The 16,835-nt window shown below is 57.8% G+C and carries 11 protein-coding genes; 8 read left to right on the top strand and 3 right to left on the bottom strand.

Annotated features, from left to right (window positions below; translation table 11 throughout):
- Nucleotides 1-53: 53 nt before the first annotated feature.
- The 8 genes from pheS (at nt 54) to nadB (ending at nt 9,458) form a co-directional block, all read left to right on the top strand.
- Entirely contained in the window at nt 54-1,061 is a 1,008-nt protein-coding gene (pheS, locus tag M5R41_03940) for a phenylalanine--tRNA ligase subunit alpha (protein ID MCZ7555538.1), read from the top strand.
- Between the two features lies 1 nt (nt 1,062).
- Nucleotides 1,063-3,432 (top strand): phenylalanine--tRNA ligase subunit beta, encoded by a 2,370-nt coding sequence (gene pheT, locus M5R41_03935; GenBank protein MCZ7555537.1) that lies wholly within the window; start codon nt 1,063-1,065, stop codon nt 3,430-3,432.
- Between the two features lie 69 nt (nt 3,433-3,501).
- Nucleotides 3,502-3,825 (top strand): hypothetical protein, encoded by a 324-nt coding sequence (locus M5R41_03930; protein MCZ7555536.1) that lies wholly within the window; start codon nt 3,502-3,504, stop codon nt 3,823-3,825.
- Between the two features lie 55 nt (nt 3,826-3,880).
- The gene (locus M5R41_03925) at nt 3,881-4,162 is read left to right on the top strand and encodes a cell division protein ZapA (protein MCZ7555535.1); all 282 of its coding nucleotides are present in this window, start codon (nt 3,881-3,883) and stop codon (nt 4,160-4,162) included.
- Between the two features lie 260 nt (nt 4,163-4,422).
- Nucleotides 4,423-5,991: a ribonuclease Y gene (gene rny / locus M5R41_03920; GenBank protein MCZ7555534.1), complete on the top strand. Its 1,569-nt coding sequence runs from the start codon at nt 4,423-4,425 to the stop codon at nt 5,989-5,991.
- Nucleotides 5,992-6,000: 9 nt separating this feature from the next.
- Entirely contained in the window at nt 6,001-6,633 is a 633-nt protein-coding gene (gene coaE / locus M5R41_03915) for a dephospho-CoA kinase (protein MCZ7555533.1), read from the top strand.
- Entirely contained in the window at nt 6,630-7,814 is a 1,185-nt protein-coding gene (locus tag M5R41_03910) for an acetylornithine/succinylornithine family transaminase (protein ID MCZ7555532.1), read from the top strand. Before coaE ends, M5R41_03910 begins: the two co-directional genes overlap by 4 nt.
- Nucleotides 7,815-7,853: 39 nt before the next feature.
- On the top strand, nt 7,854-9,458 hold the full coding sequence (nadB, locus tag M5R41_03905) for an L-aspartate oxidase (protein MCZ7555531.1): 1,605 nt from the start codon (nt 7,854-7,856) through the stop codon (nt 9,456-9,458).
- 374 nt (nt 9,459-9,832) lie between these two features.
- On the opposite strand, the gene M5R41_03900 is transcribed toward nadB, so the two are convergent.
- From M5R41_03900 to M5R41_03890, 3 genes are all read right to left on the bottom strand, one after another.
- Nucleotides 9,833-10,735, bottom strand: a complete 903-nt coding sequence (locus M5R41_03900; GenBank protein ID MCZ7555530.1) for a fibronectin type III domain-containing protein — start codon at nt 10,733-10,735, stop codon at nt 9,833-9,835.
- A gap of 708 nt (nt 10,736-11,443) precedes the next feature.
- Nucleotides 11,444-12,571, bottom strand: coding sequence for an IS110 family transposase (locus M5R41_03895; GenBank protein MCZ7555529.1), 1,128 nt, complete (start codon nt 12,569-12,571; stop codon nt 11,444-11,446).
- A 96-nt stretch (nt 12,572-12,667) separates the two neighbouring features.
- Nucleotides 12,668-16,834, bottom strand: coding sequence for a T9SS type A sorting domain-containing protein (locus M5R41_03890; GenBank protein ID MCZ7555528.1), 4,167 nt, complete (start codon nt 16,832-16,834; stop codon nt 12,668-12,670).
- Nucleotide 16,835 lies beyond the last annotated feature (1 nt).

Raw genomic sequence — 16,835 nt, 5'->3', positions numbered from 1 at the left:
CCTCCAGTGTGCCCGCCGTTCCTTTTTCCGCTGAAACCAAACCGGAGCTTGCCGTGAAGGAGCAGATAGAAGAACTACGCACGAGACTCGACCAGGAGGCGCCTACCGTCCTCGATGCCGATGCTGTCGAGCGCTTCCGCATTACCTGGCTGTCCCGCAAAGGGATTATCGCCGAACTGTTCGAGTCCATGAAGCAACTCCCGCCCGCTGAGAAACCGCTGGCAGGCAAAATGCTCAATGAACTCCGCCAGAAAGCCCAAGGCATCCATGACGATGCCGCTGCGCAGGTCAAGAATAGCGACGCGGCCCAGGGCGTGGATCTGAGTCTGCCCGGACGTCGCCCGAAAAGGGGACATCAACATATCGTGTCACAGGCAATTGACGAAATCACGGGAATATTCCGTCGCATGGGGTTCAGTGTAGCCGACGGCCCGGAAATCGAAACCGATTACTACAACTTCGAAGCGCTGAATTTCCCCGCCGATCATCCGGCGCGCGACATGCAGGACACCTTCTTCATCACGGACACGCATCTGCTGCGCACGCACACCACTCCCGTGCAGATACGCTTGATGGAGAGTATGCAGCCACCGATCCGTGCGATATTTCCCGGGCGCGTCTACCGCAACGAAGTAATCAGTGCCCGTAGTCATGTGCAATTCCATCAGATAGACGGTCTTGTCGTGGACAAGGGCATTACTTTCGCCGATCTCAAAGGTGCGATGGTCACCTTCGCGAACATGTACTACGGCGCCGGCGTGCGCTACCGCTTCCGCCCCAGTTATTTTCCGTTCACCGAGCCCTCGGCCGAAATGGATGTAACCTGTTATCTGTGCGGCGGCTCCGGATGCCGCGTCTGCAAGAACAGCGGATGGCTGGAAATTCTCGGCTGCGGTATGGTGGATCCCAATGTATTCGGCTTCGTGAACGTGGATCCCGAGGTGTACAGCGGATATGCGTTCGGCATCGGTATCGAACGCACCGCCATGCTCCGTCACGGTATCGACGACATCCGTCTCCTCTTCGAAAACGACATGCGCATCAATCAACAGTTCAACTGATATGCAGCTTTCAAGAAACTGGCTCTCCGAGTACGTCACCCTTCCTGCGGATCACAACGATCTCGACCGCATACTCACCGATGTGGGTTTAGAGGTTGAATTCATTGAAGATAGAGCCGCCGCGCTCAACGGTTTTGTGGTAGGTTCCGTACTGACCTGTGAGAAACATCCGAATGCGGACAAGCTTTCCGTGTGCACCGTGCACGACGGCGAAGCCGTGAGCACCGTGGTGTGCGGTGCGCCGAACGTGGCGGCCGGACAGAAAATCATTTTCGCTAAGGTCGGGACGGTGGTGCCGTCCGGCGGCTTCACCATCGAGAAACGCAAACTGCGCGGTGTCGAGTCTGCCGGAATGATCTGCTCTACCGCGGAACTCGGTCTGGACGACGATCACAGTGGCATCGCCGTTCTCCCTGCGGATGCCTTGCCCGGCATGCCGATAGCGGAATATCTCGGTATTAATGATGTGCTCATCGGCATAGGCATCACGCCGAACCGGGGGGACGCTCTCTCGCATATCGGCGTTGCGCGCGATATAGCCGCCGCCACCCGGCAGCCCCTGCGCCTGCCGCAGGTGCAGGAGCCGACTATTGAGGATGCCGCGGACTTCCGCATTGACATTGACGATGCGGAACTGTGCGTCCGTTATTCCGGAGCGCTTATCGAGGGTGTTCGCATTGGTGATTCTCCCGAATGGCTCGCAGCCCGTTTGCGTGCGGCGGACATTCGTCCGATCAACAATGTGGTGGATGTCACGAATTACATTCTCATGGAAATCGGCCAACCCATGCATGCGTTCGATCGCGCGAAATTGCAGGGGAGTGGTATTCACGTCCGTACCTCGCGCGACGGAGAAACGATCAGCACGCTCGATGGCGAGCAGCGCTCGTTGCCCGAAGGAGCACTGCTCATCTGTGATGAGCAGGCCGCGGTAGCGGTTGCGGGTGTCATGGGAGGTCTGGATAGCGCGGTAACGAGCGGTACGACCAGCATTCTCCTCGAAAGCGCCTGTTTCAATCCCTCCTCCGTTCGGCGTACAGCCAGGCGGCTCGGATTGTCAACCGATTCCAGCTATCGTTTCGAACGTGGCACCGATCCCAACATCACCATGTGGGCGCTTCGCCGGGCTGCCGCGCTGATTGCGGATATTGCCGGCGGCACCGTGCGAGGCCTCTATGACGCGTACCCCGTACCCGTGGAGCCGAAGCGCATCACCTTGCGTCCGCAACGGTGCTGCGACATCCTCGGGATTGATCTCCCTGCGGAAGAGCAGCGGACGATTCTGGAATCGTTGTCCTTCACGCTTTACGACAACGCCGACGCGAGTTTTGACTGCATCGTTCCGACGTTCCGCAACGACATATCCCGCGAAATTGACCTCATTGAGGAAATCGCACGCATACACGGCTACGACAATATTCCGGTGCCTACACGGATATCGCTCAACGTGGGGGATCAGTTCGATGCACAGGCGCTGTCGCAACGCTTTCGCGCACTGTGGCTGGGTTTCGGCTTCGATGAAATTCTGTCGTCCAGTCTCGTGCCGCACGCGCATGCGGGTCTCGGAGGAGCGAATGTGGTTTCCGTGCGCAATCCCGTGAGCAAGGAGCGGCCTGCGCTTCGCGGCAGTCTGCTCTCTTCTTTGCTTGAAGCGGTTGACCATAACATACGCAACGGCAACGCTTCGCTGCGTCTGTTTGAAATGGGACGTATCTATTTCACAACGGACGATGCGTTCAACGAACGTGATATGCTGGCAGCTATCATTACCGGATCTGCGCAGGAACGGAGCTGGTATGCCGGCTCTCGCGACAGCGATTTCTTCGATCTTAAAGGAGCGGTGGAGACGTTTATCTCCGCATTGCATCTTGAAAAAGACACGAAATTTTGTTATGATAGAACCAGCACTTTAAGTCCGGCAGCATTACATATTGAAGTCAAAGGCAGATACATCGGGCAAGCTGTTGCGGTTTCTGATCACATCCTCGCAAGTTTCGGTATTGAACAGCCCGTCATGTATGCAGAATTCGAGATGGACGCTTTTCTGGAAGTGCTTACGGAGCAGCAGAGCTATACAGCGGTCGCGAAGTTTCCCGCTGTGTCGCGAGATCTGGCCGTCATCGTGCAGGAAACTGTCACGGTGGATGCATTGAGCAATTGCATCGCGGCCAGCGGAGCTGCAAACCTTCGGGATTGGCGTGTCGTGGATGTGTTTCGGCATGAGAGTCTCGGTGCGGGAAGGAAGAGCATGGCTTTCAGCATGACGTTTCGTGCCGACGACAGAACGCTGAAGGACGACGAGATTCAGGCAGCTGTACAAACCGTGCTCGACGCCTTGCGACGTGACCACCAGGCCGAACTCCGGATCTAAAGATTGAACAGCAACTAACGCGGACGCACCATGGCGGATTCAGAGACCTCCGTAGGACGAAATGCTGCGATGAACATCATACAGGCCGCCCTCGCGGATCTGTGGCAAAAAGCCAAAGCTGTCGTCGCACAGATTGAAGCGTTGCGCGAGGAGAACGGCCAGCTCCGTACTCGTGTGGAGGAACTCGAGCTCACACTGCGGACCATGGAGTCGCAGTTGACGCAGAAGGAGCAGCGCATCGAGGCCCTCGAAAATCATCCGCCGCACCATACAGCTGTTGAAGTTGGCGAAAGACTGTTGTATCTTTCGCCTGACGAACGAGAGGCCCTCGAGCGTCAGATTGACGACCTGCTGAAGCGTATCAACTCGCATCTCGGGTCGGACCCCAGATAAAGACAATTGGATTCTGCATTTTCGCGGTTTGAATCGGTAATCGAATCACACGTACATGGAAGCAAAGAGCGTACGATTGAGGATATATGGCCAGGAGTATCCGCTCCGGGTGGACGACGAAGAACTCACGACGGAGTCGGCCCGGCGGCTGGATAAAATGATGACGGATCTGCATACGCAGATTCCCGATCAACCACCGGTCACCCTCGCCGTACTTTCCGCGCTCAATCTCGCTGAGGATCTCTCTCACGAGCAGGAAGAAAAGCGGCAGCTATTGAGAAAAGTAGAACAGGACATCCGTTCCATTACGGACCTTCTCGATGGTGCCATAGGTTGACACGGATTACCATCCGGAAAGAAAATACCGCACTGCGTTCCGATCGCAGGATACGTTAAAAAGAACCAACACGTCTTTACTGGGAATCTGACTCTTCGCATCAATTGCAGGCCTCGATCCCTCGTGATCCGGTCGCTCGCGACCGGCAGTGGAAGCAAACGATGCAAAGGCATTTACCCACCGTGTCAAGGTAGGGTTCTTTTTTCCCTCCACTGCGATCGGGGTAGTGCGGTTTTTTTATAGACGGAGGACGATTTTTTATGAATGTCGAACTGTACTGGCTGTTGCCGACCGTTGCCGCGCTCTGTGCGCTCTTCCTCTTCATCGGTTGGTTCATCGCTTCACGCGTCGGCCAAAATAAGATTTCCGCCGCGGAAGAACGCGCGCGTGAAATTGTGGAAGCGGCGGAGAAAGAAGCCGAACACGTAAAAAAAGAAAAACTTCTGGAAGTCAAGGACGAGTGGTTCCATAAAAAGCAGGAAGTGGAAAAGGAGCTGAACCGGCAACGCAGTAAGATCCAGGCCCGCGAAAAGCAGCTCTCCGAAAAAGACGATTCTCTCGTCGCCAAACTCGAAGTCGTCACGAAAAAAGAACAGACGCTCAAGCAAGTGGAAGATCGTCTGGCGAAAAAAGAAAGCACCCTCGATGAACGCCTGCAGCGTGCGGAGCAGCTCGTCGCCGAGCAGACGGAACGCCTCGAACGCGCGTCTGGCATGTCGCGCGACGATGCGAAGAAAATGCTGGTCGAAAACATGACCAACGACGCCAAGCTCCAGGCCGCTCAGCAACTCAAGGAAATCCGTGACGAAATGAAGACCACGGCGCGCAAGGAAGCCCAGCGCGTCATTATCCAGGCCATTCAGCGCACCGCATCCGATCATTCCGTCGAAACCACGGTGAGCGTGCTCAACCTCGCCAGCGAGGATATGAAAGGCCGCATCATCGGACGCGAAGGCAGGAATATACGCGCCTTCGAAGCCGCCACCGGCATCGACGTTATCGTGGACGACACGCCCGAGGCCGTAATTCTCTCCGGCTTCGATCCCTTCCGCCGCGAAGTGGCGCGTATGGCGCTCGAAACGCTCATGGCGGACGGACGCATCCATCCCGCCCGTATCGAGGAAGTGGTGGAAAAGGTCCGTAAGGAACTGGAAGAGGAAATCTTCCGCGCCGGTGAAAACACGTTGCTCGATCTCGGCATTCACAATGCGCACAATGAGATCAAGCGAATGGTCGGAAAGATGAAATTCCGTTCGAGTTACGGACAGAATCTCCTTCAGCACTCGGTCGAGGTCGGCTGGCTTTGCGGCATCATGGCGGCGGAACTGGGTCTCGATCCGAAAATCGCGACGCGCGCGGGGCTGCTGCACGACATCGGTAAAACAGTGGATCGCAACATCGAGGGGCCGCATGCGTTGCTGGGCATGGACATCGTGAAAAAGTACCGCGAGCATCCCATCATCATCAACGCCGTCGGCTCGCATCACGACGATATCGAGATGGAATCGCCGTACGCACCCATCGTCCAGGCGGCGGATGCCATCAGCGGCGCGCGTCCCGGCGCACGGCGCGAATCTCTGGAGGGCTATGTCAAGCGGCTCGAAAAACTGGAGACCATCGCCACCGGCTTCGAAGGCGTTGCGAAAACCTATGCCATTCAGGCAGGCCGTGAGGTGCGCGTGGTGGTGGAACATGACCGCATCGACGACAATCTCGCCGATCAGCTCGCGAATGACATCGCCGAGAAAATCCAACAGGAAATGGAGTATCCCGGCCAGATAAAGGTCACGGTGATACGCGAGAAACGCTCCATCGCCTTCGCGAAATAGAGGTGCAATATGAGTGACTATGAACCCGGCAGCGGGCTGTTCATCGGCCTGACGGGCGGCATCGGCTCGGGAAAAAGCACGGTCGCCGCGCACATCGCGCAGCGGCATCCGGTGTTGCACGCGGACGAAATCGCGCGCTTGTGCATGCTCGACGACGGGCAGGTGCGGGATGATTTGCGGCGCGTCTTCGGTGAACAGGTGTATCTCTCCGACGGCGGCCTCAATCGTACATGGCTGGCGGAGGTGGTGTTCAACGACAGCGACAAACTCGCCAAGCTCAACGCCATCGTGCATCCCCCCACGCATACACGTATCCTTGCCGAGGCGCAACGCCTGTTTTCCGAAGGCGCGCGCATGGTGTTCGTCGAGTCCGCGCTCATTTACGAAGCCCGGCTGGATGAGGATTTCGATTACGTAGTCACCGTGCTTACCGATCCGGAAATCGCCGTTGGGCGCATCATGGAGCGCGACGGCGTAAGCGCGGCGGCTGTGCGCGACCGCATGCGCCATCAGCTCGCACCGGAGGAAAAAGCGGATCTCGCCGATTTCACCATACGCAACAGCGGCACCGTGGAAGAAATGCTCCGCGCCGCCGATATCATTCTCACCATGCTGTCCGCGTTGCGGCGGCGCCGGCCATGACGCTGCCCGAACGCGACCACGCCTCGCTGCTCGCCACGTACACGCGCCTGCCGATGGATATCGAGCGGGGGGAGGGCGTCTACCTGATTGACACGGAAGGGAAGCGCTATCTCGATTTCTTCGGAGGTCTGGCGGTCAATGCCCTGGGCTATGCGCATCCCGCCATACTGGAAGCTATCGGCACGCAGGCGGCACGCTACATACACGTCTCCAATCTCTTCCCTCAACGTCCGCAGATAGAGCTCGCCGAGCGCGTCCGCGCGTTGTCGGGTTATGACAAACTGTTTTTCGCGAACAGCGGCGCGGAAGTCATGGAGGCGGCATTCAAGCTTGTCCGCCGCTGGGCATCGATCCGACGGCGCAAGCGCATTCTCTCCTTTACCGGCTCCTTTCACGGCCGCACCTATGCGGGCATGTCGCTGATGGACGCGCCGAAGTACCGCGACGGTTTCGGCCCCTTTCTCGAGGGCTGCGAGCATCTTCCGTTCAACGATGCGGCTGCGCTCGAAGCGGCAACCGGAAGAGACGTCGCGGCTGTGGTGCTGGAATTCATTCAGGGCGAGGGAGGCATTGTACCCGCGACGGACGAATTTGTCGAAACGCTGTTTCGTTTGCGCGATGAGCATGGCTTCCTGATCGTCGCGGATGAGATTCAGGCGGGTATGGGCCGCACGGGGCGCTTCCTCTCCTTCGAGCACTGGGGTGTTCAACCCGACATCGTCACCATGGCGAAATCCCTCGGCGGCGGCTTGCCGCTGGGCGCCCTGCTGGTGAAAGGCGAGCTCACCGACGTGTTCGATCCGGGTAGCCACGGCAGCACCTTCGGCGGCAATCCCGTGGCATGCGCCGCCGGCAGAGAGGTGGTGGATGCGCTCCGGGACGGACTTATGAAGCATGCGGCACAGATCGGCAACATGCTTATGGAGGGACTTCGCGCCCTGGCCGCAGAGCATCCCGGATTGATCACCGAGATCCGGGGCAGAGGGTGCATGGTCGGCATCGAGTGTACGCGCGACATGCGCGTAGCGATGGGTTTGTGTCTGGAAGAGGGCTTGCTCATCAATGTCACCAGAGAGCGTGTCATCCGACTGCTTCCGCCGCTTATTATCGAGAAACAGCATGTGGAAACGGCATTGGGTATTCTCTCCAACATATTGCAACACAAGCAGTTTCGCTCCTGAAATGAAGTTGAATCCCGCACTGTTGCGGAGACCCGGACAATGATCAGACAAACGGATGTGCTCGTCATCGGCAGCGGTATCGCCGGCTTGTTCTACACCTTGCGCGTTGCTGAGCGGCGAAGTGTCGCGCTTGTGACCAAGAAAGACACGGTGGAATCCAACACCAACTACGCGCAGGGGGGCATTGCCTCCGTGTTCAGCGGCGACGACGCCTTCGCCCTGCATGAACAGGACACGCTCACCGCCGGCGCCGGGTTGTGTCATCGCGATATCGTCACGATGGTGGTGGAAGAAGGGCCGGATCTGGTGCGGGAACTGCTGGAGCTCGGTGTGGGCTTCACGCGCGAGAACGATGCGGAACTCGAACTCGGCCGGGAGGGGGGACACTCGCGCAACCGCATCGTCCATGCCAGGGATTACACCGGAAGGGAAATCGAACGCGTGCTCGTGGAACGCGTCCGCAGCCATCCGAATGTGACCGTGTACGAAAATCACCTCGCCATCGATCTGCTCACCGAGCACAATTTCATTCAACCGCAGGCGTTACAACCGGGGCACATACACTGCTGGGGCGCGTACGTGCTGGACAAGGTGAACGACGAGGTGGACGTCTTTCTTGCCGGCACGACAGTACTCACCACCGGTGGCTGCGGACAAGTGTATTTGCACACCACCAATCCCGCCATCGCGACGGGCGACGGCATAGCTATGGCCTATCGTGCCGGTGCGCGTGTCGCGAATATGGAGTTCATCCAGTTTCATCCCACGACGCTGTACCACCCACAAGCGCGCTCCTTTCTCATTTCGGAAGCGGTCCGCGGCTTCGGGGCGATCCTGCGTACGGCCTCGGGAGAGCGCTTCATGGCCAAATACGACAGCAGGCTCGAACTGGCGCCGCGCGACATTGTGGCTCGTGCCATAGACAGCGAGCTCAAGCGCTCAGGAGAGGAGTGCGTCTTCCTCGATTTGCGACACCTCGACGCGGGAGAAGTGCATAAGGCATTCCCCAGTATTTCCGCGAGGTGCAAAGAGGTAAATCTCGATCTGGCAAGGGATTACATTCCCGTCGTTCCCGCGGCGCATTATACCTGCGGCGGTGTGATTACCGACGACTATGGGCGCTCCGATCTGAAAGGATTGTTCGTCTGCGGCGAGGCGGCTATGACCGGTTTGCACGGCGCCAACCGACTGGCGAGCAATTCTCTGCTCGAAGCACTGGTCTTCGCGCATCGCGCGGCCCTGGCCACGCTCTCCGCGGCCGCCCCGACACCTCCGGCTGCGGATATCGCGCCATGGGACGACAGCGGCACCGACAATCCCGAGGAATGGGTGCTGATCTCCCACAACCGCAATGAAGTGCGCACGCTGATGTGGGATTACGTCGGCATCGTCCGCTCGAATCTCCGACTGGAGCGCGCTCAGCGCCGTATTCTCCTTCTGCAATTCGAAGTGGAGAATTTTTACAAACGCACACGCGTGTCCGAAGCGCTGATAGAATTGCGCAACATCACCATGCTCGCGCGGCTCATCATCGACAGCGCACTTCAGCGCCGCGAGAGCAGGGGACTGCACTACACCACGGACTTCCCGCTGCCTGATACCGCGCTGAGCCAGACGGATACGGTGCTGTCTGTTTTTGGGTGAGGGAAGGGTAAAGAGTGAAGGGGTCTGTTGCCGGGACGCCTTGTGGTTTTGGAGAATCTTGGTAAAGGGTAAAGGGTAAAGAGTAAAGGGGCGCTGTTGCGGGCTGATAGGTTAGTTTCGATGATTCCTGGTAAAGGGTGAAGAGTAAAGGGTAAAGGGGGCGGGTTTCCGGGCTCCTTTGTCGTAAAGGTGATGCATGGTAAAGGGTGAAGGGTAAAGGCAAAAGGGGCCTGTTACCGGGCAGTCTTGCGGTCTTGATGACGAGCGGGTTAAGAGGAAAAGAGGTTCAGTTCTGAACTGTTTTATTTACTTCGAACGAGGCGCCCTTTTGGTATTCCGGCCATGCCACCGGGAGATGGTGGAGATGTGAGTGCTCACCCCCGCTTCGCGAAGTGATTCCCCGCCGTGCTCTGCACGCTCACCTCGATTTCGATATAGCGATTGTCGCCCGTGCCCTGCGCCATGCGACCGTTCGCGCCGCGCTTGACCAGCATGCGGAAATAGATGTCGCCGCCGGGCCGCAGCAGTTTGCCGAAGTACACGCGCCCCTTCGGATACGTGCCGTTCGGAAGCGTGATGAACGTGGCGGTGTAGGTAGACGTGTCCGGAGGAGAGGAGGCGAGCGGCTCGTTGAGACTGTTGGCTTCCATTACATAGCCGCCGTTCACCCAATCCGCGAAGCGGGTACGGGGACCGGGATCGAAGGCAAGCTCGGGACTGCGTATGATCAGGGCGGCCGCGCTGCCGAGTGTATGCACATACAGACTGGCGCGTTCGCGGAAGGCGGCGGAGTTGAGCAGTAACGCTTCGACGCGGCCTTCGGGATTCAGGATGTCCACGGCCGAGGGGTAGCCGGTGGCGGTGACGGCATACACGCGTATCGGCTGTCCGGCGGCATCGTGCGCACGGCGCTGTGCGGGCGACCAGAGGATGGAACGCTCCTGCGGGGAGGAAAGACCGTCCTTGCCCCAACATCGGACAGCGAGGCGATAGAGCACGCCATTTTCGAGACCTGTGAGACGATACGTGCTGTTCCGTCCCGCATCAAAATGTTGTATTGCTTCGGTGCGGGTGTCCGTCACGGTCACGTGATAGCCCGAAAATTCGGAATGCCCCTCGTCCGTCGATGGACTCCAGGCAAGTATGAGGGCACCGCTATCGGATGCAGCCCTGAGTTGCGCCGGAGCGGCGAGAGCGGGCAACGTCGGCTCCGTGCTGTCGCAGGCGGCGAAGGTGAACACGAGCAAAGCGAAAAGAGGAAGGATGATCGATTTCATATGCGCACCAGTTCTGAAGTGTGTAATCTATGCATTTTCTGTTCTCGAATGATCCGGCAAAGGGAGGCGGCCCGGCGCGTGTCCGGACCGCCTTGAGCGTATGACAAACTGATAAAGGATGAAGAGTACACTCTACGGTTATAGACCCCTTTACCCTTTACTTTTGTGTGAAAAAGCAAGCCATCACCAGAAAAAAATGTCAGTCCGCACATACTTCTCTAGCCCATGTTCCACCAGAAGCCCATGGGCTCGGTGGAGCCGTGCTGTCAAGATGCGGTGCTGGCCCGTGGTCTTCAAGCTGAAGTGTGTCCCGCCATCTTGACAGCGGGGATCACCGGGCCATCTTTCCTTGGTGGAACGTGGGCATACGACTGTCCGTTTGTTGCTCGACCATGACGCGGAGACTTTTGTGAGTGGTCGTACCCGAGAGAGACGCTCGTTATCAATACGCCACAAATCCGTTATTACGTTCTATCATGGGTGGATCCGCAGTCTCTAAAAAGCGGTCAGGCGTACGATTCGGTGCACCTCGTGCGGTGATTCGTCGTGTTTGCCGCAGTAAAGGGTAAGCGTTGAGATCCACAGAAAAATGCGTCTCGTGCGGTGATTCGTCGTGTTTGCCGCAGTAAAGGGTAAGCGTTGAGATCCACAGAAAAATGCGTCTACTCGGACGAGCTGGGGACGTTGCCCTTCGGAGACGGGCGGTGTTTAGGCCGCGTGCTCCAACGTGTCTTCGCTCGCCAGCATGGCCGTCTGGCCCATCTGGTACTTTTCTTTGCGTAACAGCACCGCGCGGAGTCGATTCAACAATTTCCGCGCGACGACAATAATTGCGCGTTGTTTCTTCATACGGCGGCATGCCCTTTCGTACACGGCGATCAGGGCCGGGTCGGTGCGCGCGGCAACCCAGGCGCTTTCGATCAATTTGTGACGCAGATGCGCGTTCCGCCGCTTCGATACGCCCTTCGTCTTCTTCGTATCGCCGCTCGACTCCTCGTCCGGTATCAGCCCGATATATTTGGCGAGGCGATCGGCATTGGGGAAGCGTCGGATATCCGCCAATTCCGTTAATAACGCCATGGCTGTTACCATACCAATGCCCGGACAACTACAGAGCAGCTCCACATTCTCGGCATAGCGCGCGGTGCGGGACAACGCGCGTATCTCGCGGGTGAGCTCGAGAAGTTGCTCACGGTGGAACAACAACTCCCGAACAAGGAATTGCAACGTGCGTGTGCCACTGTGTGCGGGCAAAACGATCTTCGCGAGTTTGGCAATCACCGCGCGAGACCATGAACGCGGAGAACCACTCTCGTTCAACGGAAACGGCACCGCATGCTGCTTCAAATAGGCGCGGATTTGATGCTTGACGCGCGATTGCTTTGTGACCACATCCTCGCGCGCCCGCAGAAGCCCACGGTCTTGTTCCATCTCCGCCTCGGGTATGTAGATCGCCTTCAAGTGTTTGCCGCGCAATTCATGCGCGAGTTTCCGGGCGTCGATGCGATCCGATTTGTTCCGCCGCTCATAATCCGATTGGGGAACATCCGCGGGGTGTACGACAATGCACTCGACACCGGCGGCGTTGAGTGCGCGTGCCGCCGAAAATCCAAAGTATCCGGCTTCATAGACGCAATGGTATCGGGCGCCGGGAAAGTGTCGATGTAAATGATCAATAAGCACAGAAGGATCCGGTGGCTGATTAAATGATCGATACACACGTGTCGCGGTGAGGATACAAACGGTCCAACTCTTCAGGTGTACGTCGATGCCGATGTAGAGATCTTGATCGGCAAACATTTCTTTGATAGGTTGAAGTTTCAGTTTCCGAGTCATAGCAAACCTCCTGTTGGTATATTGTTGGTGATGCAATGTATGCATCAACGACGGTGAGGTTTGCTATCCATTTTCAACATACCGTCTCTTTACCCTTTACCTTACAAGAACCATCCTTCCCTGCAACACCTCGCTCCCGGCCTGCAGGCGATACAAATACATGCCCGCCGAGAGCCTTTCCGCATGCAGCACCGCCGAGTGGACGCCGCGATCGAGCATACCCTGTTTGACCACCGTCAATTCGCGGCCGAGCATGTCATGCACGGTGAGCTTCACTTCGCGGGTGTCGGGGAGTTTGAAGGTGAAGGACGTGACGGCGGAGAAGGGATTGGGATAGTTCTGTCCCATTACTATGCTGGAGGGAATGACGCGGTCGAGGAGTGAACGTACGGGCAACTTCGGGATTGCGTGACGTTGCACAGACGTCAGACCCGAATAGAGTCTGGGATACCAACCGGCATAATCCAGCAACGGGCCATCGATGCCCGCAAGTGAGAGCAGGCTATCCAGAGCGCTCAATCCGGAGACATACCCTCCGGGGCCGGAGCGGGGATACAGTTGTGTTTTACGGACGAGCGCGCGCGTCTGCAGTGAGGGTCGGGCGATGAAGCTGTAGCTGTTCAGGATCTGTATTGCTTCCGAATACAGACTATCGGCGGTGGCGATATCGCACGCAAGGAGCTTGCTCTCCACATCGGGACGCCGGAGACAAAGCAGCAGAAGAGAATCGACAAGATCCGCTTCGCCGGATTGACGCAGTATGCTGTGTATCCTGCGAAGCTGCGTGTACTCCGCCACAGCGGCGACCGGAGATTGCAGGAATGCGGTGACGCACGACCGCAGTGCGAGGGTGTCACGACGTTTGAACGCTGCGCGGAGTGAGTCGGAAAATGTCGGCGTTGGTTGGGATGCGATCGATTTCTCCAGGGTCCGACCACCGGCAAGAGACTCACGATATGTCGGCGCGAACGGTAACGGATCCGTGCGAACGTAATCGTAGAGCACTGTCCCCTGAATACGAATAGGATCGGGTACGGCAAGCAGATCGAGCGGATCCCACCAGTTTTGACGTGCCGCAACGGTGGATCCGGTTTCGCAGATGGCGTGATATCCCATCGCGCTGTCGATGGCAATCAGGTTCCGTGCGCATTCCGTTGGGCTGATTCTAATTTCGCCAAGATCGATGCTGCCGCTCCAACCCGCCTCGAGTCCGATGGATACCGATGAAAGCCGATTGTTCAATCCATCCACCGGCTCGGCTCCATCCACATCACCGATCAGGTGTCCATCGAGACAGCGGATGCTTCTCCAGAAGTTTCCCGCTTCGATTTCGTCAATGGCGGCATCTCCGAAGGAAACGAAGACCGCCGTTGAACTGTCCTCAGCGTTTCCCGTCGCGATGTCCCGAACAAGCCAGGTGCTGGGAGTCCCGGTCGAGCCGGGTCCAACGACGGAGAGATGGTGAAAAACATCGGTAGACGTGCTGCCTTCGCTTTCGAGCACGCCCCCATAATTCCTGAGGGCGGTCGAGGTCCCGCTGACCTGTATATTGTTGACCCCCACCGTACCTCCCGAACCGGCGACGACACCGCCGCGGGAGATCAGCGCATCGACGAGGTTGACCTCTCCGTTATTTCGAGCGACAATCCCTTCCCAGGTGATTTCAGTATCGCACGCATCGAAGCTGGCTCCCTGACCGAAGAGCTGACCATCGCAATAGAGCCCGCGTCCCGACCGGAAGCGCAGGTTATCGGAGGGCTTGATATACAGCATCGCAGCCGGTTCGATGAAGATGCTTCCCGACAGACATTCGCCATCGAAATCCAGCGTCTCGTCCGCAAACGGTTCGAGACGGTACAACGCCGCCGAGCCGGGGGCGAAAAATTCGGTGAAGCCGTTCGCCGTGCTGGTGCTGTCGGGTGCATCGTTGGGCCGAACGATCCAGATATCACCTGTCTGAACGTTGGTCACTTTCCATTCATCGTAGGTCACTTCGTGTCGTGCGAGCTTTACCGTGATATGCCGCTGTCCCTCGCGATGCGCCCGGCCGTTGATGACGAGGAGGTGCTTCGTCCCCGCATCACTGAACTCCGCCGTTTCCACGAACGTTTCGGACGACCCGTCGATGGGATCGAGCGCATCCTGTCTCTGACTGATGACCTTCGAGACCAGTTGCGCCTCGCCTTCGCCGCAGTACCAGGATTTGCTTCGCTCCCAGGTCATCTCCCGCAGGAGCTCGCCCACGGGACGTAAAAATCCCGCGATATAAGTTTTGGTAGAATCCCATTTGTTTTCACCGTTCGTGTCGCACACGCGCGGCAGGTTGTTGGCGCCCAGAAAGCCCATTGAACCCGAGTTGGTATGTATCTGACGAGTTGAGTCCAAGACCCAGTCGCGACGCAGACGCGGCCAGCAGGCGTTTGCGGCATCAATAATCCTCGCTCCATGTGTATTGTACTGATAGAACATGATGCCATCCGCTCCGTGGGCGAGCGCGATGTTGCACATCAGTCTTAGCTCGGCCGCGTTGGGTTCGCGCAGGGGATCCTTGTCCCACGCAACTCCGAGAGAGTCCGCATCCCGCACGAACATATTGCTGTGGTTTTGCACAAACGGAATCCACGGCGCATGGATGCCTCTCAGAGCGCGGCTCACGGTATAGCTCCGGTAGCGGGTGACATTGTCACGCATGCGACCGGCCTTGGCGAAACTGTAGTGCTGATACAGAGAATCGTAGTACGCGCTTGGGTCCGGATCTTCACACATACGGGGATACGCGTAGTCCACGGAATACGTGTAAAATCCGGAAACCATGTTCCGGTGAAATTCCAGCAATGGACCCATATCCTCGGTGCTTACCTCCGCTCCGTGCGCCGAGTAGGGGAGGCAATGCGGGAGGCTGTCGGCCAGGGCGGCACCCACCACGCGCGCGCTTGGCCATGAGCCGATGCTCGGGCGCTGTTCCTGGACCGTCATGAGTGGTATCCTGCTCGTTGTGAAGCTGCCCACGCCGTTGCGGTCGCTGGCGATGGCGGAGAGGCGGGTCATGAAATCCGTATGCATGCCGGAATGTACACCCGCATGACTATCGCCCGAGGCGAAAAGTCCGTAGGCGGCGGGGCTCGACAGGCACACCGCGTCGACAAGAAAATGGGCGTTCGAATTCGCAAAGACTTCAATCTCAAGAGGACCCATCAGGTCCTTGTCGATGAGGTCCTTCCAGTGCTTGAGTCGATCCGCCACCAGCACATCCGTACGCTCCCAGTTCGTTGTCGAGTCGGGATCGTTTACCGTGAGGGCGCTGTGCATCCAGGCGTCCTCGGAGGTCCCCGGTGTGCGCACGTCGAACGAGTCGATGCGCATCTCGATCTGAGCGAGGTGATATTCGAACGGTGCGGCACGGAGCGTGGGACCGTCGTAGAATGCGCTGCCCGGCACGACAAAATCGCGAGAAACGCGTTTGGTTATGGAATCCGGATGTGTCGAGAAAATGCGGATGGTCAGGACCGTCGCCGATGAATTGGGAGGATTAGTGAACTCATCCTCATCATCCGCAAGTACCACGGAAAGATGATACAGCCCCGCGATCAGATTTTTAGGCTGGCTGTGATGGGATTCGTTATCGCCCCAGTAGTTCTTTCTCGCGGTCAGCTCCCGTTTCCTCTCGAAGCGCAGGCCCCGGACCGTGTCGCCCGGTTGCGTGAAGCGGACGCAGTTGATGGTCTGCGTTTGTTCGAGGATGGAGCGGTCGGTTCGAAGGTTGTTGAATGGGAAACTACGGAAGGCAGTAAGTGCCGCGAGGCTTGTTGAATCGAACGTACGGTGCTCGAAATCCCACGTGGATTCCGGATTGAGGATAACACGGTTGAGTTCGCTGGCCGTGTGTATCCCCCAGTCGAAGATGCACACATCGATGTCGGTTTCAAAGGCCGTACTGTAGTTTGCGACCAGATCGTCGGTTATATCACGGAGCACGTTGCGCTGTCCGTTTTCGTCGCTACGGACGATGGAATTATAATGAAGCTCGATGCCCGCGAGATTGAGGCCAAGATCCTGTAGTTCGTCGAATCTGCCTTGCGGGAGGTCGGAGGGTAAGTTGGTAGCTTCATTGTAGGTTGCCACCGAACCGGGATTCGGTTGCCGTACGGTATCGGTGGCATTGCCGCCCACCCAGAATGCGCCGATATAGAATTTGTCGAGCGTCTGGCAGTGGAGCGTACTCGTCGCCAGCAGGGCGAGGAAAAGAACGCTGCAAATACGCATC

This window comes from Bacteroidia bacterium (assembly GCA_027493955.1).
Classification (GTDB): domain Bacteria; phylum Bacteroidota; class Ignavibacteria; order SZUA-365; family SZUA-365; genus JAOSJT01.
The sequence above is the reverse complement of the archived record's forward strand: the minus strand, read 5'-3'. Positions and strand labels throughout refer to the sequence as shown.

Coding starts and splice junctions, on each gene's coding strand:
- M5R41_03925 (MCZ7555535.1), top strand. CDS start 3,881: ATGGAAGCAAAGAGCGTACGATTGAGGATATATGGCCAGGAGTATCCG.
- M5R41_03895 (MCZ7555529.1), bottom strand. CDS start 12,571: ATGACTCGGAAACTGAAACTTCAACCTATCAAAGAAATGTTTGCCGAT.
- M5R41_03910 (MCZ7555532.1), top strand. CDS start 6,630: ATGACGCTGCCCGAACGCGACCACGCCTCGCTGCTCGCCACGTACACG.
- M5R41_03890 (MCZ7555528.1), bottom strand. CDS start 16,834: ATGCGTATTTGCAGCGTTCTTTTCCTCGCCCTGCTGGCGACGAGTACG.
- rny (MCZ7555534.1), top strand. CDS start 4,423: ATGAATGTCGAACTGTACTGGCTGTTGCCGACCGTTGCCGCGCTCTGT.
- M5R41_03900 (MCZ7555530.1), bottom strand. CDS start 10,735: ATGAAATCGATCATCCTTCCTCTTTTCGCTTTGCTCGTGTTCACCTTC.
- coaE (MCZ7555533.1), top strand. CDS start 6,001: ATGAGTGACTATGAACCCGGCAGCGGGCTGTTCATCGGCCTGACGGGC.
- M5R41_03930 (MCZ7555536.1), top strand. CDS start 3,502: ATGAACATCATACAGGCCGCCCTCGCGGATCTGTGGCAAAAAGCCAAA.
- nadB (MCZ7555531.1), top strand. CDS start 7,854: ATGATCAGACAAACGGATGTGCTCGTCATCGGCAGCGGTATCGCCGGC.
- pheT (MCZ7555537.1), top strand. CDS start 1,063: ATGCAGCTTTCAAGAAACTGGCTCTCCGAGTACGTCACCCTTCCTGCG.